Source organism: Sporosarcina sp. E16_8 (genome assembly GCF_017347095.1).
GTDB lineage: Bacteria > Bacillota > Bacilli > Bacillales_A > Planococcaceae > Sporosarcina.
Map to the genome: position 1 here is coordinate 17,162 of NZ_JADPRZ010000025.1, position 20,757 is coordinate 37,918.

Genomic DNA, 20,757 nt, shown 5'->3' on the forward strand with positions numbered 1-20,757 from the left:
TTATCCCTCCTCGTAACTTTCATATCTATGAATAACTATATATAACCAAACACCAATGATTATATTTAACACAAATAAATATACAAAAGAAAACTCTAAAGTATAAGATCCTAACCTAAATGCACTTTCTCCAAGGTTAAGTGAGAAGTCATGCCATGATATAATTTGTTGACTAGTGGGGAACCAGATAATCCACTTCTGACCTGTGGGAAATACATCGTAAATAAAAGCAGATGAAAAGAGTGATACAAAATATATTGTAATTACCGAAACATACCCCAATCCACTTCTTGTTATAAAACACACTACATTTGATAACACTGAAAATGCTGTCCAGGTAAGAAGACTTAGTATATAGAGGAACAAAACTTCTTTTAAATATGTGAATTCAACTGAGTATCCAAGTAATATACCTGTAAAGATAAAGGAGATGAAAAGTATTGCTAAATAAAAAAAACTTAATTTAAATATGTTAAACATCATACGCCAATACCAAATTCTCTTGTCTTGCAATCTTGTTAAAACGATTACCCCTTTAGTTTCATACTCACTGTAAACAAAATCTCCTGTATTCAGGATAAACAGTAAAAAGGGCAGTGCAAAAACCAATGCTGGTAATACATGAAAAATAGTCTCTATTTCTAACGTACCCAAGTCTTCTAATATTGCCACACTTAAATCTCTATTATCCTTATTAAAATTGGTCAATTTAAAATACAGAGCCAAAAGTATGCCACCTAAAACAGCGAGGATAAATAGCCTTTTCCCTATAGGTTTTTTAAAAAATGCTATATTCAAAAAATCACCTCTGATTTGAACCTTCTTTTACTGTAAGTAAAAATAATATCATTGAAATAAAAAGCCCAACCAATACAAAAGTTATTGATTCATTTAATCCTTCTGTTACAACAAAAGACTCCATGTGCTTCAAGTAAATGTAGTAATCCAGGGATCGAAGACTCTCTATCCCAATAGCTGTACCTATAATATGCGGGGAAATTAATAATACTATACTAAGAAGTAGTGATATTCCCTGCTGCTGACTTCTATAATAAAGATACAAAAGAATACTAGCTGCTAACATAAATCCTGGTAACTGTATTAGCATTGATCGAATTATAAAAAACAACATTTCAAATCCATTATTAAATATAGACAAAATTAAAATAGGGATATTTATAATAAGGATAAAAAATAAAGTGTGGAATACCATAAGAGCTATCTGACGTTTAACCAATACACTTATTTTGCTGTGCTTAATTTTAATCTGGTCATGAGAGTAATAATGAATCATTTCACTAGCCATCAATAGATATAAAGGTAAAACGACACTGTTAAATACTATAAAATGTGTTTGAACATAGAAAATCAATTCACTGATTTTATTTCCTTCAGTGCCAGTCAAGGAAAGGTAGAGTAAATAAATTACACTTAACAGAATACTGCTAATAATCATAAATTCCCCTGTTGATTTTAACCATATTCCCCTAAGCAGAAAACTATTAAATGCCATATTAATTCATCACGTCACTTTTTTTAGCCCTTATTAATAACAGCACAGAAAAAGCAAATAAGCCAATAATCCATGCAAATGGTGCCCATTCAGGTACTAAACTATTTGAAAAGAAAACACTTGTCCAACCATAATTAAAAAATCCTAAGAATGAAAAAAGCAAATCAATTACTATTAACCCTACAAAGAGACCTATAACAGTAAGGTAACGGTTCTTAGTTGTCAAAGTCATAATAGAAAAGGATAGTAAAGCAACCATTCCTGCAAAAAGACTTACCAAAAAGGCATATATTAAAGAATAACCGAAAGGATGATTTAAACTTAATAAATCAAAGGCGTATAAAGAGTTATATCCTTGAAGACCTGTGTCGTATGCCGGAAGAGCATACATATTATCCCCACCCTTTTCAGGAAATGTTATGTATGTCAATAAAAAATTAATACACAAAACAACAAAAAAACTGAAAAACGTAACGAAAGTAACTGTAAAAGCTTTAGCAATTAATACATATTGACGCTTCGTCCTAGTCACAAGTAAAGTTAAGATACCCTTTTTACGATCTATAAAATAATTATCAGAATAAATAAAACTTGACAAAAGAGGCGTTAGAATAATAAAAATTGAAAATATATGACTAACATAGTTGCCTACTATAAAAGTCATCTCCTCATACGGTCTTAAGTAACTAAATGTTTTGCCAAAGTAAATTGCGCACTGAATCAAATGAGCTACAACAGGCAACAACAATAAAATAACAAATACAAATTTGAATTCAATTCTTCTTAAACATCTTTTTAGTTCTAAGAGACATACATTGTACATAATTTTTACTCCTATCTTTATTAAGGTGAACAAGCGAGACTCATATGAAGTCTCGCTTTATTTGATATTACCAAAATTCTACATCGCCGCTTACAAAAGCATTTGAAGTACTTACATTGGCATTTTCCATAGCCAAACGGACATTGGATCCGGCTTTAACGTTACGATAAAAGCTAATCGTAGTATAGGTTGTCGCAACTTTTTGTGTATACTTCGCAGATATAGTCTCAGTTGTAATCAACCCATCATACTCGCCCCAAAAGTTAGCTGCTGTGGTGTTTGTCAATGCGGTTACTTTATTTAGCAACCAATCCGAATCTTGTGACTTTGTATGAAAATTCGTGTAATTGTTACCACCTAGCGGCTTAAGAACATATGAAGTATATGGTCCACCTGAAGCTGATGATAACGCTCCTCCACCAGTGAGTATTCCTAAAGCTAATACCATCATAAATAAACTTTTCAACATTCTACTTTTCTTCATTAGAAAACCTCCAATTTTATTGTAATCCTGCTACAAGTCTGCTATGAAAGTTATTGCGATTAGTATCATATCTACTATTATATCACCTCTTTTCAGACTGATTAGTACCAAGAAAATGATAAGAGAATTGGCACTATTTATCAAATTTTGTCACAACACTATTACTCTGTCAACCAAAATTATAAAAATATGGAATTGTAACCCTTTCAATATCTGTTAAATATCACTTTCACTAGTAGCTAATGGATGTGATATTTAACCTTATATCCTATGTAAATCACATTTCCGTGGCTTCTCGTCCACAAAACTTCAAATCTTCCGATGCTATTTAGGATGAAGCTAGAAGTAAACGGGATGAAACGTAAAAAAATGGGCTTTTGAAGTGAAGGTTATAGTGGTAAATCGAAATCTCGACCACAATAAGTTATAATAGTCTTGATATTATTAAAGGAGAATGAAATTTTTCACATTCTATACCAAAAGAGGTTCACTATGGAAATATTTTAAACTCACACCACGTGGTGAAGATGGATTTGAAGAAAAACGAAAGGAATGGAGATTTGTAATAAAGCTTATTGACTTATTTTTAGAAGGAGGAGAGAAGTTGTGAAACAAATTGATCAATTTGTCAATACTGTATATTCTCATTTAAGTGGGAAAGAAGCAAAAGAGTTGAAAAAAGAAATGCGTTCACATTTATTAGAAACTGTTGAAGAGTTAAAAGCAGAAGGAAAGTCAGAGCAAGAAGCAGTTTCTATTGCTTTAGATAGATTCGGAGATGAAAAACAAATTACAAGAGGGTTATTAACAAAGTTTCAATCTCAAAAAAAGTTTGCAAAATGGCTATTACGTTCAGCAGTTATATTTTTTTTGGTAGGTTTAGTTGTTTCGGTTAGTTTATTTATGAGGGACAAAACTTACAGTGAGACCTTAGATTTAATGGATAATTTGGTACAATCATATCAAACGAAAGGTGAATTCACTTCTGAAGATGAACTTGCCTTACAAGAAATGGTTGAACGGAATTCAAAGTGGTTTGACAATATTAGTTATTTCGCATTCATAAAGGATTCTGAGGTAGATGGTAAAAAGACAAGTGAAAAATTATTTACTCAAGGAAAAGAAGGCAACGGGGAATCTCGTATGATGAGACAGAGTAATATCGGAAATGACAATGCTAATTGGTATGTGGAATGGGAATATAAAACTTACGATTATCTGAAATATGAGTTTCTCTATTATGTTTTCTTTGCTATTTCAGGTGGTTTAATTATTCTTTGGGGTGTAGTTCGTTTTTATAATCGGAATCGCTTGAAAGCTTTTGCGTAGGCCCCCCAATCAAACAACTCATATCCAAACGCAGCACCTCCTTGGTACGATCAATGTATCAATTTTTGACATTTTGGACTTAGAATTATGTGATTTTATAAAGGAAATAAAAAAAGGGGTGCACAACACTACAGAGTAACTGCACTCCTTTCAAACACCTAATGATTGATATTAATACCATTTAATAACAATACGAAACTGATAATTACTTGTAATTATCGACATTATCAATTATTTCTACCACTCTTTTGATTTCATCTCTACTCATATATTCATCAGTCATTAAAAGAACTAAACCATTATTATTTTCAGCCATCGGCAAATATTTTTTCATTAGGTAAAGATATAAACTTTCTATATCTCCTGTAACGTTTTTTATATCATTAGCTGTTTTACTATTAATGTTTTGATAAGTAAATGTTGGTGTAGCCCTCTTAGTTTCAGCGTATTTTATTTCCTCTTCTACTGTTCTTTGCCCTACTAGCTTATCGTGCATAATCGTGAAATTATTAAAAAAATACTCAATAATAACCTGCTCCAACTCTTCATTAGACATATCAGAAGAAATACCTTCTAAAGTGGTTATCTTCGAATTCACAAATAAGTATATAGGAGAAAATCCATGCTTTAGTTTATTGTACAAATCATAATATATGTAACATCTTCGTCTGAATTCCTAAGGATTGCACTAGAAATATTAATTAATCTATCATTAATTTTCTCAACACTGTTTTGAACTGCTCTGTAAATTAGATTAACTTCTTCGTCAGTTATATCCTTAAAAATCTTTTCTATATCTCCTTTTGATTCTGGGAGTGAAAAAATCTTTTTGATTTGTCTTTTTCCTGTCATTGACGTAATAATAGAACTATAAAAGCCTATTGGATTCCCGTATGCTAAAAATGTCTCTGCAATATCTACTTGTTCATTTTATACTTTGTACACGCTACGCACATACCTGCGAAATCCTCTAAAAATGTACCTAATTTAATCACCATATCCGCATGAACCGCTTGAAGAGTTAATAAATCATCTAATTCTTTGTTTTCCTCATTTAATTTATCTACAAATGTATTGTAAAGAACTCCTAACATACCACTTCTTTGCTTTATACCAAAAAATACTTACTTTTTAATAAAGCCACTGTTTCAAAACTAAAAATAGCTACAGCATTATTATATTCATTTAACTGTTCTGGAATAGGTAGGATTAATAGTGTACTTTTATCTCCTTTTTTTTCAAATTTGTAACCAAATGGTACACCTAGAATATTAATTTCATTAAATTCAGCTATATTTGTTATTTTGGGTTCTACTGTCATATAGTTTCACGCTCTCTTATGTTAGTTTAACCATTTGAAGACTATAAAAATTTGCGACCAAACCGTTCTTTATGGCGTTCATCAGGACTGACATCTATTAATTTTCGCTCGATGGCGAATAGTTGATTACAGAATTGGACCCCTTCTTCCGCGGCGCAAGGCGTTTCTTTATTCTTTGCTTAGGCAACGCAGTGGGCGCTTCGTCAAATTTTTTACAGTAACACGTGCTAGTCTTTTGCGTGATGGCTCTTTTACAGAGTATTTTTATTGATGAACCGAAGACATGAATACCTCATCCTCATAATCTGAGCAGTCTTATCTTATAGCCACAGTTTCTAATGGATGCCTCAATCTATTCTTCAACATGCTATTATCTATTTTTCCCGTAATATCCCATTTATCTAAAACAGCATCTAGTTCGAATTCTTGTATGAAAAATTAATGTTGCTGCCACGCAAACATTACAAATTAACGCATGTCATTTGACTCAAAAACGGTGTAACATCTAATGGTGCATGTTTAGATAGTTTGATATTAAATCGAATTCTTTCTTCTTCAATACTCGGTTTGACACTGTACCCAATCACCCTGTACCTCTGAGGGGCCTTCTCAATATAACGCTTTGTTTCTCTTGACATCATATTCCTCCTCCAAAACTATATATAATGTTATTACACCCAGAATAAACAAAAAACCACCTTCGGTTTCCGAAAGTGGTTCTTCCAACTTTTACGTTCATAAGTAAAATATTTAGTTGCGGTCAAGAAATGCTTAATTCCTTTATTTCTTAATAGAATTATATCACATTCTAGAACTTTGCGCTATTGCTAGTTCTAAGAAACATAAGGGTATATCGAAGTATGAGTGGACTGTCTCAGACAGATAAATATCGCCTTTATTTACTTCGGCAATCTTCATTTCTTTTAGGAATAGACTTAACACGCTTCCATCCCAGGTCGTTTCCCATCCCTCTATAGATCGATGGTATTGTTCGATGCCATTTTGGTTATGATGTCGCCAAAACTTAGACAAGCGGATACGTATATTCGTGCGAACGTCATTTCTGTCCATCACCAATCCTCCCCTTCTTTTAATGCCCATGAATTGGTCGTTTTTATTCTCGGCTTCTGGTACATTCGAAAGCGCTGGATTTCTTCAGGCTTAACGGTTGAACCAATTTCATCTTTCAAAATGATTAGACGAACACCTCGACCTTTCGCGACTTCCTGGGCGACTTCTACACCCAAATCAGAAATAAGCTCCCTTTGACCTTGATACGTATGCGCCTTGTGCACACCCAACAACATATCTCCCTTCAAAGTCAATTCGGGATAAGCTGGTATCGCCCGCTCCATACCTCGTTTCGTCATCACAAACAAAGGCGTACCTATTTTATCTGTAGGTAGTCGAGAAATATCAATTTTAAAATTCGATGGAACAGGTTCATTAGCAGCGAAGAAATGGTAACTATCAAGCATGACATTTATATCTCTAATGAAATGGCCATTCTCTACACAACCTGCAGGGTATTCTTGATTCAATGGTTTGGTTTCTTTTTGGAGCAGTGTACAAGTAGATTTATTGGGTTCAAAATGGGTACATAGTGAACACGTTGGATATGTTTTCATTTTCTTCATCCTCTTCATACCTCATTTTTTTTGTGAAAGTGAGCAGGGACATGATCTAAACAAAACGGAAGGCGAACCGAATGCAACTCTAGGAATAGTTCGTCTTCGCCCTTTAGTGATTTCATACATTTAGTACATAGACGAGCACCTGGATTTACTTTTTCAGTACTAGGAAGACCGACACCAGGGTTTTTTCCCCAATCTCGGTGAGGCGCTAAGTCAACCCACCCCATTAGGAACTTATCACAAGCGTTGCGTATAGCATCTGACTCTGCAGCACTGACCGCGTTCTTATAAGCCGATACACTTCGTACTGAACTATCACGGATATATAAACTAAAGCCCATCCCACTTCGGGTAGCCCCGGCTATTGTTAATTCACCACGAACTACAACTGCTTGTTCTAACTCTTGCACTTGTGGATTTTCAACTAGTTTCCAAGACCACTGCCCCTGTGCCGCCTCCTCTAACCGTCGAATATATGCTTGCACAGGGATGTAGACTGACTTACCAGTTTGAAGGGTGCCTTCAGGAAATGCGGCCTGTAAACGCTCTGCAATTGCTTGATAGTCACTATGCATTCGTTTCACCCGCTACTCGAAAGATGTTGTTCAATTTACCTTTCAATGGGCTCTCTTTGAGTTGATGCGTCAAGTAAGCAAATTCACCAGGTTTTAATGTATTTCTATCATGAACAACAAACTGAAGAAACAGGTAGATCAATAATGAATCCTTCACCCTCCGTAAATCTTTCTTAACATAAGAAGGGTGAGCAATTTCAATCCAAGGAATATACAAGCCTTCTGAATATAGTTCATCCTCTAACAATGTAGGCGTTATATCAATGTCATATTGCTGCCGCCATCGAGCAATCATTTGCATGGGGTTAAAGCCGTTAGGAATCGTTCCTTTACCTAGACATAGGAAACACTCTTTCTTCGACTGGACCAGGACTCCCTTGCCCTCACACGCTAAACAATCACTTAGACTCTGGGGTCCGTACATATGAACACACTCATTAATATGATCAATTTGGAAATCAACTTTATCTCCAGTATCAGCATGTAAGAAATCACGAACAATCTTTGGTATCGTCACTTGCCCCTTTGATGTTAAAGACGCTGCTATACGCATTTTGGTCAACTCCACTCCTTACGTTTTCCTTACTTTTCTACATCATAAAGAATATTCAGTATCCTGTCAACTAAAAATAGCTTCCTGTTGTTAGCCGGAATAGTTATTCAATAGCTCAACAAAGGACTTATAAGCATTCATTAATAGATTTTGGTTCACTACACTTTTTTCAGCTCCAACCTTTTCGAAATTCTTTATTGTCTTTAGTAAATTGTTTTATAGCTTCCCTAGCTTTCTCACTACCTTCTTCTAAGCTTTTAAGTTCTGATTGATGACTGATAAGCTCTTTTCCAAATTCAAGTTAGGATCGAGACTTTTTTCTTTCTCTCAGAAATCCATCTTGTTGCTGATTTGAGGGAACAAGCGCCTTTGATCGAAATGACTCAGGAGTTGGAAGAGAAGATTCAATCCACCTTCGAGGAGAACGATGGAAACTATAGCTACAGACGGATCCAATCCTAGTTCCATCATGATGGAACTTTCTTGTGGTTCATTCGTATGCTTAGCTCGGTTCTACCTAAAATATTCCCCGATTTTTATATTCAGTTGTTGAATGATATTTGGATTTGTTCTGGGGAAAGTGGAAGCTTAATCTTGGCCAGTTTATCCTTAGATTCAGGGTTATCCGCCTAGATTCGATTGATATGATAATGATAGGAAGACTCAGCGATGTCAACGACCTGCAGTACGTCCTAAAACCTGTGCATGTGAATTTATGCCGTACGTGCTAGAAGTTTATACCCCGGCGGGCCATCCAGATACTCCTCATAACCATCAGTTTAAAAGACTCACTAAATTTAGCCATAATAAAACACCCCAGAAGTTAGATTTGGACTCTAACTTCTGGGGTGTGCAATTTGAGTATACCCTGTTCAAACATATTCAACAAAATGATAATACAAGCCCCCCTCTATTGTAAGGAGGGGGCTATTTGGCGCTTACCTCAAAAGGATAAGCAGCTATTTACTATTTGAATATATAGTCATCTGAAATTTAAGTTACTAAACAATAAATCTTTGAAAGCTTGCACTTCTCATAAATCCTTTTTTCGACAAGCATTGGTATTTAACTTCACATTAACTAATGGAACTAGATAAATGTAATCCTTATCTTCTCCCACTAGAAGAGGAAGATATGGTAGAGGTATTGGTCACTATAGAGTTTAGAATATCAATTCGTTCAGATAGTGTTTTCCCGGTTGCGAATACACCATTAATGTAAAGAACATCAAAAGCAGAAAAATGAACAGGCATTGTCTCAGTATACTTTTAATTTTACTCTGATTACGATATTTAATTCTTATTAATAAATTCTTTAATCTCTTTTAATGAACTATCCGAAAGTAAATAGATGGTGTAAGTGTCTTTTACGTTCATAATTCTTCCAGTATCCTCTGTAGCCCAAAGGAACCATTCTTCTTCGTCAAGTTTGAATATATACTTCGGATACTCTATAGCAGAAATCCCTTGTTCTTTCGTTGAATCTTTGACTGCCTTAACGAATATTGCTACTTCAATTGCTTCATTTAGTTCAATATTTTCCATTTTAGCTTGTGAATTAATTTTAACCAAAGGCTTAATGTTTTCTACAAAAGTCGTAACAACTTTTCGATCAATTGTCTGTTCCTTATCGTAAATTTCAACAATAACTGCTTCTTCCTTTTCTATAGTTTTTTTTTTTCATCTATAGAAAATTCTTTACTTATTTCCACAGAACTACCTGTAACAATTCCCCTTACTCCATCATTAGGAAAAGTCTGAGTTTTGTATGTTTCAAGAACTTCAATTTCATTCATGCCGGTCCAATCACGAATATCGGTATTTTGTATTATAAATCTGACATTGTATTCTAGCTCTGGTTCCAATCCATAATCGTTAATTTGTACGCGGAAATGTAATTCCTTATCATTGGGGTTTTGCAGTGAACCAAATTCAACAGAAGAATTTTTAATAACAAGATGGTTTAACACTTCCCTTTCCTTTTGACAAGCAGATAGAATAATACAAAATATACTAAGAATAATAACTGAAATAAATCTCTCTCTCAATCCCATCATCCTTTCACTTCGTATATCTCCACAATTTATTATAGATAAGTAAGTGTTTGATATGCAAGTAAACATGATATAAAACGATATAAACATATATCACCGGTCAAGCTCCCATAAAAAAGAGAATTCCAATGGAATCCTCTTTTAAGAACTGTAATCAATTTACCTTTTTTGCATAAGGAGCAACTGACACAAGAATTTTCGAATGATTTTGTGAGATGAGCTTCCAGTAATAGAATCCACTATTATAATCGTAAGTCCACTGATAGGTGTTATAAGGTTGAATTGAGTAATTCTTTATAACACTCAGTTTGAAATAGTCTGTTTTATTAGGCGCATTAACAAAGTAACCGCTTGAAGCAGAAGAACCTAATGGAACGCTCATACTTAGACTAGAATAAGGTGGTGGGAAGCTTACATTAAGTGATACAGTAGGACCGCCACTGTCAGAATGGTAGAAACCTCCCAATGTTGGAAATCTTACTCCTCCAGATGGTTGATTTCCCGCAAAGCCTTCTGCGCTACGAGTCACTTTAGTGCCATATTCAATCTTATAGTCGCCAGGATCATTGAAAGGAGTTATTTCACTTTCATCATCTAATGATTTTGCAGACCTCAATTTGAGAAGTTCTTCCTCTGCCTGTTTTTTATGTGCTTCATCGATTTCTTCTTCTGTCATGTAAATTATGACAGGTTCGATATTACTGTCTGATTCAACAGTTGTTTTTGCAAAAGTAGCAAACCCAGTTGTGGAAAAGATGATTACAGATAGTAGAAAGGTTGTGAAAACTTTGAACTTCATGTCTCTTCCTCCTTTTATTTTAAATAATCTAACCACAGCCTATCAATAGCATCTCCCATCATATCTCTATATTTATCCAACTCCTCTTTGAAATATTTACAAATAGGCATAATATAACAATATTGTAATTCGAAATAATAGTCAAATATTATGAATATAATAAAAATTTTATATTTAGTAATTTCAGGAGTATAATCTCAAGTAGAAAGGTCCTATGGAAAGGGTGTTATAAATGAAGATTAGTAAAACTGGAATTTTGATAATCTTCGGTATATCTCTTTTATCTGCTTGGACTCAAAAACATCTTACATTTTTCGGAGAAAGTGAGAATTGGAGCATACACTATGAAGTCGAAAATAGTAATGATTATCGTGGAACCATTGGAAACATTAGAAATATAGGCAATGCCCCGATCCCAGAGGGGTTAGAATACTCCATTTCTAATTCGGAAGGAAGCGCTTCGTTAGAAGAAAATGGGGTTTTTACAATGCCACGAAGTAGGAATGGGTGTGTTGGCTGTACTTCTTCAAGCGAGAATTCTGAGATTGAAGCAATCATAAAATGGGACAATAACTCAGAATTAATACCCTTGATAGCACGCGTGTTGATTAACCATAATTATGCAGCTCCGACGTGATAAATCTGCCTTTGCCGTCCCATTACTTTTTTGATGCCGATGCACCATTCGATTGGTAAGTCATCACAAAGAAGCAGGCGATGGAACCCTGCGAATGACAAGCGTTTACAGTTCTCTTCTTTACTTCCGTGCACATGAAGAAATTTAAGTAAAACATACGTAATTAATGCAGGAAATAGCTGATTAAACACTGCATTTTCTGTCGTGCCGAATAATACCGGAACGTTTAAGTTTTGCTTTATCCAACGAAAGAATGTTTCAATTGCCCAACGGGATTTGTACATGTCGGCAATTTCTTCAGCTGTCACGTTCTGAAGGCTTATGACAACACTTAATATTTTGCCTTCATAATCAGCAAACTGAACGACACGATGGCGTTTTTTTGTTTGTTTTTGCGGTGTTCCTAATGTACATGTAAAATCAGCTATCACATTAGACTCCTTGGAACGACTGCCTTTCAACGATTTCTTTCGATTTAATTGGATGTTGTCCTTTAAACGAAAAACAAAATCTTGGCCATTTCCTGCGTAAAGATCGATCTTTTCAATCGAAAAATAAGCACGGTCACCCACGAGAATAAAACGATTGTCCTCAAGCTCTTTTCCAATTGGACCATCATTTTTCGAACCTATCGTTTCAACGACTTTTAGGGGCATTGCCGTTTCATTCGTAAAGCCCACATGCAGTTTAATTCCTGCGCGCTCACCGTGAAAAAGTGCCCAAGGCAAGCGTGTTTTTCCTACAGTAATTGTCGTTGAGTCAATAGACAAAAGCGTTTTTGGCATCTTTAGTTTACGACGCGCGGCGCGGTTCAACTTGCCCACGATTACTTCAAAAATACGCTTAATGATTGCATAATCAAGTTTCTTTAAATGCTTCGAAAGAGACGAATGGTCGACTGAAACCAGACCGACACTGGCACCTAAATCCGCCGAGTATCTTAAACTTTTCCACTCTTTCACTGCGGCTGTGACAAGATAAGAAATGAGCACGGAAACCGTGCATTTACGAGCTGTTTCAACGTATCCAAATTCTTTTAAAATAGCTTGAATTTCATCAACAGAAAGAAAGTTTTGAACCAATGTTTGAAGCGTGGTATTCTTGTTCATGAGAGATGCCTCTTTTCGTAAATGTTGGTGTGGTAACTTACATTTTACAAGAGGCGCTCTCTTTTTGTATATATTTTATTGGAAGAACTTAGTTAATCAACACGCGTGCCTTGATAGTTAAGTAGTTAACTTCGGTCTCTCACAGGTTCCATCAGGTTTAGATGACATTATCTGTTTAAGATCATTGTTTCCCCCGAATACGAATGAACAAAATATTTTAGATGAAAACTAGTTGTTAGTTAAGTATAGGAAATAGTATTTTCTTACTAAGTGGCACTACACGGTAAAAGGTAGTATCGTTAATACAACTTACAAAATCGTTTCTTAAGAGTTGTTTTTATTGTTAAGATAATAATCATCTGCACTACCAATCAGCTATACATTTCCGCCACTACGGCATGTTAGGGACTTTCACCCGTTAGAGAAAAGCGCTGCCAAGCGCACAAAAAGCTGCCCTGTAAAGGCAGCCGATTCTTTGCGCGATTTTACGTCTCTTTTCCTTGGCCCTGTAGTAGCTGTAGCCCCTAAATGACAATACAGTTACTTAATATATTCGAACTGCCCAGCACATCAATAATCAATTCCGTGAACGCAATTATCATATGTCCACTGAATGATTTTTTCATCATTATTCGTTTCGTAGAACTCTGATAACAATTGATTCCAATGCTCTAATTGCTGTTCGCTGATATTAACGATTCCTAAGCCATTTAACATCATAATTGCGTTTGCAGAGACAATTGCTGTACGTTTATTTCCATCCCAAAATAGTTGTGTTCGCATGGCATAATACATATACTTCAAGGCTTTGTATGTTAGTGAGCCTTGGCTACCCCTAATTCCATTAATTGTAGAGACTACTTCTGATTCAATTGGAATTGTAGGTGTGTAGTCAACCCCGTGTATTCCTACATTCCCTGTTCGTAAAACGCCCCATTCCAGTGATTCATTATAGGATATAAAACTGTTTATTTTACAAGCTGTCATCAGATTAAATGTAGTATCGTTAGGTAGTTTCAATACATATTGATACGCATTTTTGAGATTGAGAATAACCTGGACATCATCCATGCTAATTCCACTTACACTCATCCCTTCTACAATTGTTTTTGTTTGTGGAAAGGTTGTGTTCACCTTTTCTAAGCGTGAAGCTGAATGGATCAGGCCAATAACACTTTTCTTTAATAAAAACTTCGATTCACGTTCATTAAGGTTGTACTTATTTGAAATAGTCACTATTACCCCTCCATCTTTACTCTACATTTTTAAACACCTTTATTTTACTGGAAACGGTCTACTTCGAATAAAATTTCCCTGAACCTATCATTTTCAACAGACTTTATTGTTAGTATACAGTTCACACGTTAAGAATCATTCTGATGGATGACCTTAAAGGTCCAGGGCTTGAACAGCTGCATCCATATCGTCCTGTGTGATGCCGATATACCGTAACGTAACACTCTCGGAACTATGGTTAAACATCTTCATCAAGAGCGTAATATTGGTCCCTCTCTTTATCTGATGGTAGCCGAACGTTTTTCGAAGGGAATGCGTCCCGATGTTTTCAAGACCTAACTCTTTCGCTGCATCACTCATAATTGTCCAGGCCTGGACCCGACTAATCGCTTGATTCGTCCCTTTACGGCTTCTGAATAAATAGGCTTCGGGATCCCCCTCATAATGCTGGTCAGCATACGCCTCGATCGCTTTTTTGACGCCTTTGGAAAGGGCGACCTTATTTTCCTTCCCGGTTTTTTGTTCAATCAACATCAAGTGCGAACGCACGCTGTTTTTAGGATCTAGTACATGTTTGAATTGCACCCTAATTAAATCAGAAATGCGATAGGGTGAATTGATACCAATCGTAAATAAAAGATAGTTCCTCTCGCTTTGCGCGAAAAGGATTTTTTTCATGCTGCTAATCTTTTTAAGATCCCGTATCGGTTCAACAAATTTCATATGTTCAGTATCCCATTACGCAAAAGGAATACACCTCCTCACGCATTTTAATGTACAAACACCAATCTAACTTAAGCTAATTTTAACATACATTAAGTTAGATTCAAATGAGCAATGAAAAAAATGCAAGGCTAAAAAACAGCTTCATCCCTTATGTATCAAGGGATGAGGCTGCTTTTGTGAATCTAACATATTTCTATTGTGTTAGATTGATTTTTTACAAATACCAGATTCATCTTATTGCATGTTAAATTATTGATTCTTTATATTAAAGTATTCGCTATGAATAGTTCGGAAACTCTTTAATAAGTTATTTCTAATAAATCCTTAAGTTCTTTGAGTAATTCAGGATTTTTTTCTTTTGAAATATACTCTAATTTATGTTTATCAGGATATTGAAAGTAAACACTACCATCTTGAAAAAATGTCATGAAATACACTTTGTTATCCAAGTTTTCAGAATCAGACAAGGCAAAAATATAGTTTCCTTTTTGATTTAATTCTTTGTTTTTAAGGTTAATTTCTTTACTCGGTGGTTCTACTAATTCCATTTTATCAACCTTCCGTATTGTCTATATCTATATTTTAGAACGTAAGAAGCCTCTCCGATGAAGATGGCTTTCCCTTTTTTGTCCGCTTAAGACGGTCAGGTAAACAAACCTAAACCGATTAGAATAGTTCTATAGATGATGATGTAAATAATTAAAAAACCCAGTTGTTCTTCACATGTGAAGGTAGCTGGGTTTTTAAAGTTGGATGTGTAAAATAACGCTTAAATACAGCGCAAATTACCGCTTAAGTTACAGGCCAGAGAACTATGATAGAAATATATTGTAAATAGTAGGTCCGAGCTTAAGAAGGAACCACAGAAAAGGAACACCTATTAAAACACCCGTCCCCAATCGCTTCAAACCTGGTGATTTTCCTGACCCATGTAAAAATCCAAGTCCAATAATGAGTAGGGAAACCAACAAAGGCTTCATTAAATAGTCAAATATAGTGTAAACAGGTGCGCCGAATTTCTCTACCCAACTTACCATGACCACTAACCCTTGACCTCCATCATTGGTATTTGGAGATGAATAAACATAATAATCCAAGAGAGGTGCACCGTGTAGAAAGAAAACAAAGCCAATCGGTGAAAAGACACAAAACAGAAAGGCGGCACGTCGTTTAATCGGATTCTTAAAAGAATACAAGAATAGAAACAGCCCGATTAGTGCCATAATCCCAAACAACGGCACCATTACCATTTGAATTACTCGAATAAACGTAAAAAGCAGTTCATTGAGATTGAGTGCATCCAATGGGTTATCCATGTCAAGATCCCCCTTTCGTAATTTTTACTACCTCGGTTTCTTCTACGTTGAATTGATAGACTAGAAGTTCGCTTTCCTGAAGTAATAGGAAGCTAACTTCAAACAATCCATTCAGTTCTGTAGATTCATTGGAACGTTCATAATTCATTTCAATGATGGGTTTATCGTTGCTGAGCATATTATATAAACGTTCGCCCTTTTCATCCATATCAAGGTCATTTGATGACATGAATTCTTCATCAGTGATCATCGTTCCTAGACAGGAGTAAGTCTTATAGGCATACGCCATTTCAAAACATTGTTTCAGTGTAGTCATAATGGTGTCTTGCAAACCCTCGCCTGATATTTCATTCATTTCTTCAAGATATTGAACTTGTTCATCATCATTCATGTTAACCTCACTCTTTGGCTCTGTTAATGTACTTTGGAGGTACCTAAATCCAAAGAAGACAAGCCCAATAAAAATAACCGCAAAAATCATTTTTTTCATGGTATCACTCCTTTTAAACTAGCGGCCTGAACATCCATGTCCAAGCCGCTAGTATCTTAATCTATAATACTCCGAACATGTCCACTAAATTTAGAGTTCCAATACGCTGGATGGTCGACGTTGGTAACGGCGACACCTGAAGAGGTGTTGCAGCCAACCCATTTTCCAGAGCCGATATATATACCTACGTGGCTATCTGCATAACTCATAGTTGTCCAGAAAAGCAAATCTCCTGGTTTCATTTCATTAACAGTTACCCGACGCCCTTTTGTTTTGATAGTTTGCGTGGATGTATTAACAGGTTTCCCTAAATCATAACCCCCTTGGGCATACGCCCAAACAACAAACGACGAACAATCACAAATTTTATTTCTAATATCTTTATCGCTCCGTCCGCCTCCTAGAACATATCGAGAGTTCCCAACCCATGTCATGGCTGCATCTATAATCATTTGACGTTGAGAACCGACATCTCCATCTACCATATTCCCTTCAAACATCTTCCCACGGTTGTACACCTGAGACACATAGGACTGGTCCATATTGTATCGAAATAACGCTTTACGAATGGATTCTTCATTGCCTAGTTTGTACCCATTAGAACTTATATAGTTTGCAGCCGAGAAAATCGCATCCTGCAGATTCCACGGATCAGCAATACCATCCCCATCCCCGTCTACTCCATATCCTCCGTATTTTGCGATGTTTTTCGGTTCTTTGATAACGTCTAAACTACCCACAATATTGCCTAGCCGAGTCGTTTCAAAGTTGGGGTCATTGGCGATTCCCCAGCCAACCCAAGTCAGTGGCATAAACTGCATGTGCCCAACTGCGCCTATGAAATTACCATTTTTATCTTTAGAACCTTTGGAGGGATCCGTCGCTACAGGATTACTACTAAACCCTGTTTCTTGTCCATGAATAGAAGCTAATATCCACCAATCTACTCCGTATTTCTCGCCCGCTGCCATGTATATCGCCATGTAGTTCGCTGGATACCACATTCCTGTTACTGTACCTCCATAACCAATATCACCTGTGATATCAAGTTGGCCTAAACAGACAAGAATGTCATTTTTCTTACTACATTTAATAAAGGCGGCAAAATCCATTTTTACATCTGGAAATGCGGGATCGACCTCTTTCGCAAGTTCAAGGACATACTCAATGTCCACTGGTCGAATTAACTTCGTTAGTTCTCCTTCAGGAGCAGTAACGGTCATAAACTCAACTAAAGCCAACGGACTGAAATCAATTACAGGCATTGCATTATCATCTACAATATAAAGATGATATCGGTCTTGAACTGTAGTCGAACAATTCCCTGAGCTAGAAGAACCTGCGTCGTTCCATTCTGTTACATGGTCTTTATAAGGAATTGTTGCCGTGTTGTAAAGTAATGTCGTACTCGAAACAATTTCTCTACTTGGTAATGGTACAAATTCTGTGGATTCCGAAGTTGTTGTATTTCCTTCCTCGTCCGTACAGACAGTGACCGTATGAATTTCTTTCTTTTCTTCTGGTGCAGTAGCCCATACAAATGAAGGTCTATAGGCATCACTCTCAAAAAAGTAATCGAAATCATCCGAAATTATTTTCTCGAACTCAACACGGACACTTTCTCGCTGTGCGTCAGTCGTTATATCTTTATCCTTAAATTTTCCATGCCACGGCTTATAGTTGTCATTCTTGAGATTTTTATAGTAATGATGCATAGAAGGTACAGCGTGACTAATTTTCATCGATTCGCCAAGTTGATATAACCACTGTTCACTTATAGGCGGATAAGGAAATTCTACATGTGTACCCCGGAGCGTCTCCCGTATCTCCGCGGGTCCTTCTTCATTTCGACTCTTCATTACATCTAATACCGTTTCATCAAATAGTATTTCAACTTTTTCACGTTGGGCAGATTTTTGGAAAATATCAAATACGCTGATACTATCAACCACTAATAGTAGTAAAATAATGATAGTTAAGACGAGAACACCGATTGGCCCCAAAAATGCTAACAAAGACTTTCCGATTACCGCAATCACTTTCGTTAAAAGAAAGCGTAAAGCCTTAGCCGCTATTTTTGCACCAGCTCCAGCCATTTGCATCGCTCGTCTACCGCGCATCGCGGTCTTACCGGCAGTTCCTATTCCATCTAACATCCCTTTACCAATATCCTGACTATCCTTTTTCACTGCATGTCCCCCTTTCTAACACCGCTTCACACGAACCCTTGATGACGAGCAACTCGGTCAGCAACCCGATCTGAAAGGCCCCTAGATTCCGTATTTGCCATGCTATTTTTGAAATAACTATCAGGCGACATCTCGTTTGCTTTCATACGTGGGTCTTGAATCGAATGCCCCCCGGCTCCTTTGATATAAGGATCTGAAAGACGTGTCATAGGTTCAATGCCTCCGCCTGACAAAGAATACTGTTGATTTGCATCCGGTTGATACCCCATCTGATTAAATTGATAATCCATCATACGGGTTTCTCCTTTTGCCAACGTAGGATCTGCAGCGCCAAGCGGGGAAATGGCACGCATTTTTCCGTTATCCTCCATATAAAAACCACTACCAGCATTCGTCTGCATCCAGGACACTTTAGCGCCTGGGTGTTCTTTTGCGACATCAGCAAATGTTTTACCTGCGAAACCGCCTGCTTCATCAGAATGGAAAAGACGTTGCCTTGAAACACCACTTAGTCCATGTCCAACACTTCGACCAAACTCACCTATACCAACCATTGATCCAGTAGACTCCCCTAGATTACCAAAAAAGGCTCGCCTGCTTTGTAGGTTGCCTAATGTATTTTTCATCCCATCCGTTTTAGCCAATTTCATAGTATCGGTGATTCCTTTAACACCACCTGCGAGATTTCGTGACCCTTGCAATAAACCACTTGCAGCTGTTCCACCCATCCCAGCACCAAGCATGATTCCGCCCGGTCCTAATACACTCCCTGCTGCCGCCCCAATCACCATTCCTGACTTCGAAAATACCGACTTAGCAAAAACCCAAGCATTCGAGTTTGCACCATTAGCGGTAGTTGAGAGTTGCGTCTTTTTAAGGTTGGCATAGTCAGGAACCTTACTATTAGGTAACTTGTTGTTTCCCATCTTCCCCTTGCCCATCCTGGCCATGCGTGCGGCAGACGCAATGGAATTAACTCCTTGCATTCCTAACGTTGTAGAAACCGTTCCAGAGGACAAATTTAACCATCCCATTACCATCGTTGACATAGGGATGAACATTATTAGGAGTAACAATTTAAAGAATATTGCCGCCTCACCATTAAGCGTGGAAACAAACAGGAGAACTACCGATAAATAGATTGCATGTACGGATTGCATAAATATTGCACCCAAGAAGTCTTGTATCCACGTGACAAAATAAGAACGTGATGACGTAAACAACAAGGACAATATGGCAAGTCCGCCAAGTCCTAATAAAATAGTGATCATAAATGTTCGCATCATATAGACGAAATTCAGGAACAAAACGATAAACCACTCTGCAAGCATGATGATGATATCTGTAAAGTTAAAATCATCTTGTGCCGCAACAATCAGTGGTTCACCTAGAGATATACCTTGCGCAGTAAGCATAGAGCGAAACGCACTAACTATTCCCCAATTAATAGAAAAGATTTGTTCAGCTAAGAGCCAAAAACCCGCTAGTAGGACGCTCGTGCCGATATACATGTAAACATCTTCACGGAACTCTGTCTTGTTTGTACCAAGTGGTTCGTATGCAACTTTTAGCGAAGAAATCATGATCGCTATAATCAGAGCAAGCATATATAAGCCAGTAAAAAGTGAAAATATGGGGTCTATCATTGTTTCCTTTTGTTCAGCAGGAAACATACCAAATATCAATTCCGGTTCATTATCGAACCAGATGCAATAGGGGTTTCCGAACACTAAAGTATCCAGCGTATTAATACCTACCGCATTCCAGAAAGTTTCGATTATATTGATCGCATACGATTCTTGTAAACTCGCATCTTTATCTAAAAACTTCTTAACACTATCTTTTTTTTCATCCGACATAACAGGAGAGCAAGAATTATTATCAGATGTATTCACCTCTGCAAAAACCGATGTAGAGGGGATGAGAAAAAAGAAGAGCAGAAGGATTAATACACCTTTTCTCAAACCATC

The 20,757-nt window shown here is 36.6% G+C and carries 26 protein-coding genes; 4 read left to right on the plus strand and 22 right to left on the minus strand.

Annotated features, from left to right (window positions below):
* From I2484_RS13835 to I2484_RS13850, 4 genes are all read right to left on the minus strand, one after another.
* Positions 1-798, minus strand: coding sequence for a hypothetical protein (locus I2484_RS13835; RefSeq protein ID WP_207151628.1), 798 nt, complete (start codon positions 796-798; stop codon positions 1-3).
* Positions 799-802: 4 nt separating this feature from the next.
* Positions 803-1,513 carry a hypothetical protein gene (locus I2484_RS13840; RefSeq protein WP_207151629.1) on the minus strand — a complete coding sequence of 237 codons (711 nt, stop codon included), beginning with the start codon at positions 1,511-1,513 and terminating at the stop codon, positions 803-805.
* 1 nt (position 1,514) lies between these two features.
* On the minus strand, positions 1,515-2,336 hold the full coding sequence (locus tag I2484_RS13845; protein WP_207151630.1) for a hypothetical protein: 822 nt from the start codon (positions 2,334-2,336) through the stop codon (positions 1,515-1,517).
* Positions 2,337-2,403: 67 nt separating this feature from the next.
* A complete protein-coding gene (locus I2484_RS13850; protein ID WP_207151631.1) occupies positions 2,404-2,820 on the minus strand; it encodes a DUF2712 domain-containing protein in 417 nt (138 codons plus the stop codon).
* Positions 2,821-3,274: 454 nt separating this feature from the next.
* Here I2484_RS13850 and I2484_RS13855 point away from each other — a divergent pair, with 454 nt between their 5' ends.
* Positions 3,275-3,430: a hypothetical protein gene (locus tag I2484_RS13855; RefSeq protein ID WP_255550518.1), complete on the plus strand. Its 156-nt coding sequence runs from the start codon at positions 3,275-3,277 to the stop codon at positions 3,428-3,430.
* The gene (locus tag I2484_RS21300; RefSeq protein WP_218625011.1) at positions 3,427-4,149 is read left to right on the plus strand and encodes a permease prefix domain 1-containing protein; all 723 of its coding nucleotides are present in this window, start codon (positions 3,427-3,429) and stop codon (positions 4,147-4,149) included. The genes I2484_RS13855 and I2484_RS21300 overlap by 4 nt, the downstream gene beginning before the upstream one ends.
* Before the next feature lie 205 nt (positions 4,150-4,354).
* Here the strand turns inward: I2484_RS21300 and I2484_RS13870 are convergent, their stop codons facing one another.
* From I2484_RS13870 to I2484_RS13895, 6 genes are all read right to left on the minus strand, one after another.
* Positions 4,355-4,705 carry a hypothetical protein gene (locus I2484_RS13870; protein WP_207151633.1) on the minus strand — a complete coding sequence of 117 codons (351 nt, stop codon included), beginning with the start codon at positions 4,703-4,705 and terminating at the stop codon, positions 4,355-4,357.
* A 552-nt stretch (positions 4,706-5,257) separates the two neighbouring features.
* The gene (locus I2484_RS13875) at positions 5,258-5,470 is read right to left on the minus strand and encodes a hypothetical protein (protein ID WP_207151634.1); all 213 of its coding nucleotides are present in this window, start codon (positions 5,468-5,470) and stop codon (positions 5,258-5,260) included.
* An 801-nt stretch (positions 5,471-6,271) separates the two neighbouring features.
* Complete coding sequence (locus I2484_RS13880) at positions 6,272-6,541, minus strand: hypothetical protein (RefSeq protein WP_207151635.1); 270 nt, start codon at positions 6,539-6,541, stop codon at positions 6,272-6,274.
* The gene (locus I2484_RS13885; protein ID WP_207151636.1) at positions 6,541-7,098 is read right to left on the minus strand and encodes a hypothetical protein; all 558 of its coding nucleotides are present in this window, start codon (positions 7,096-7,098) and stop codon (positions 6,541-6,543) included. The genes I2484_RS13880 and I2484_RS13885 overlap by 1 nt, the downstream gene beginning before the upstream one ends.
* A gap of 14 nt (positions 7,099-7,112) precedes the next feature.
* The gene (locus I2484_RS13890; RefSeq protein WP_207151637.1) at positions 7,113-7,679 is read right to left on the minus strand and encodes a hypothetical protein; all 567 of its coding nucleotides are present in this window, start codon (positions 7,677-7,679) and stop codon (positions 7,113-7,115) included.
* On the minus strand, positions 7,672-8,232 hold the full coding sequence (locus tag I2484_RS13895) for an AbrB/MazE/SpoVT family DNA-binding domain-containing protein (RefSeq protein WP_207151660.1): 561 nt from the start codon (positions 8,230-8,232) through the stop codon (positions 7,672-7,674). Before I2484_RS13895 ends, I2484_RS13890 begins: the two co-directional genes overlap by 8 nt.
* On the opposite strand from I2484_RS13895, the gene I2484_RS22015 reads away from it, so the two are divergent.
* Positions 8,208-8,306 carry a hypothetical protein gene (locus I2484_RS22015; RefSeq protein WP_481886359.1) on the plus strand — a complete coding sequence of 33 codons (99 nt, stop codon included), beginning with the start codon at positions 8,208-8,210 and terminating at the stop codon, positions 8,304-8,306. The genes I2484_RS13895 and I2484_RS22015 overlap by 25 nt on opposite strands.
* A gap of 1,032 nt (positions 8,307-9,338) precedes the next feature.
* Here I2484_RS22015 and I2484_RS22020 read toward each other — a convergent pair.
* The 4 genes from I2484_RS22020 to I2484_RS13920 form a co-directional block, all read right to left on the minus strand.
* The gene (locus I2484_RS22020; protein WP_207151639.1) at positions 9,339-9,485 is read right to left on the minus strand and encodes a DNA ligase-like domain-containing protein; all 147 of its coding nucleotides are present in this window, start codon (positions 9,483-9,485) and stop codon (positions 9,339-9,341) included.
* Positions 9,486-9,524: 39 nt separating this feature from the next.
* Positions 9,525-9,803: a YhfM domain-containing protein gene (locus tag I2484_RS13910; protein WP_207151640.1), complete on the minus strand. Its 279-nt coding sequence runs from the start codon at positions 9,801-9,803 to the stop codon at positions 9,525-9,527.
* Positions 9,804-9,895: 92 nt separating this feature from the next.
* Entirely contained in the window at positions 9,896-10,279 is a 384-nt protein-coding gene (locus I2484_RS13915; protein WP_207151641.1) for a hypothetical protein, read from the minus strand.
* Positions 10,280-10,439: 160 nt separating this feature from the next.
* On the minus strand, positions 10,440-11,084 hold the full coding sequence (locus I2484_RS13920; protein ID WP_207151642.1) for a hypothetical protein: 645 nt from the start codon (positions 11,082-11,084) through the stop codon (positions 10,440-10,442).
* A 232-nt stretch (positions 11,085-11,316) separates the two neighbouring features.
* Here I2484_RS13920 and I2484_RS13925 point away from each other — a divergent pair, with 232 nt between their 5' ends.
* Positions 11,317-11,721 carry a hypothetical protein gene (locus tag I2484_RS13925; RefSeq protein WP_207151643.1) on the plus strand — a complete coding sequence of 135 codons (405 nt, stop codon included), beginning with the start codon at positions 11,317-11,319 and terminating at the stop codon, positions 11,719-11,721.
* On the opposite strand, the gene I2484_RS13930 is transcribed toward I2484_RS13925, so the two are convergent.
* The 8 genes from I2484_RS13930 to I2484_RS13965 form a co-directional block, all read right to left on the minus strand.
* A complete protein-coding gene (locus I2484_RS13930; protein WP_207151644.1) occupies positions 11,703-12,830 on the minus strand; it encodes an IS4 family transposase in 1,128 nt (375 codons plus the stop codon). The two genes, I2484_RS13925 and I2484_RS13930, sit on opposite strands and share 19 nt — an antisense overlap.
* A gap of 570 nt (positions 12,831-13,400) precedes the next feature.
* On the minus strand, positions 13,401-14,066 hold the full coding sequence (locus tag I2484_RS21850) for a Fic family protein (protein ID WP_207151645.1): 666 nt from the start codon (positions 14,064-14,066) through the stop codon (positions 13,401-13,403).
* Between the two features lie 153 nt (positions 14,067-14,219).
* Entirely contained in the window at positions 14,220-14,789 is a 570-nt protein-coding gene (locus I2484_RS13940) for a site-specific integrase (RefSeq protein WP_207151646.1), read from the minus strand.
* A gap of 302 nt (positions 14,790-15,091) precedes the next feature.
* On the minus strand, positions 15,092-15,340 hold the full coding sequence (locus I2484_RS13945) for a hypothetical protein (protein WP_207151647.1): 249 nt from the start codon (positions 15,338-15,340) through the stop codon (positions 15,092-15,094).
* A 264-nt stretch (positions 15,341-15,604) separates the two neighbouring features.
* A complete protein-coding gene (locus tag I2484_RS13950) occupies positions 15,605-16,108 on the minus strand; it encodes a hypothetical protein (RefSeq protein WP_207151648.1) in 504 nt (167 codons plus the stop codon).
* Position 16,109: 1 nt separating this feature from the next.
* Positions 16,110-16,598, minus strand: a complete 489-nt coding sequence (locus I2484_RS13955; RefSeq protein WP_207151649.1) for a hypothetical protein — start codon at positions 16,596-16,598, stop codon at positions 16,110-16,112.
* Positions 16,599-16,654: 56 nt separating this feature from the next.
* Complete coding sequence (locus I2484_RS21855) at positions 16,655-18,787, minus strand: NlpC/P60 family protein (RefSeq protein ID WP_207151650.1); 2,133 nt, start codon at positions 18,785-18,787, stop codon at positions 16,655-16,657.
* Positions 18,788-18,813: 26 nt separating this feature from the next.
* Entirely contained in the window at positions 18,814-20,751 is a 1,938-nt protein-coding gene (locus I2484_RS13965) for a hypothetical protein (protein WP_207151651.1), read from the minus strand.
* Positions 20,752-20,757: the final 6 nt, after the last annotated feature.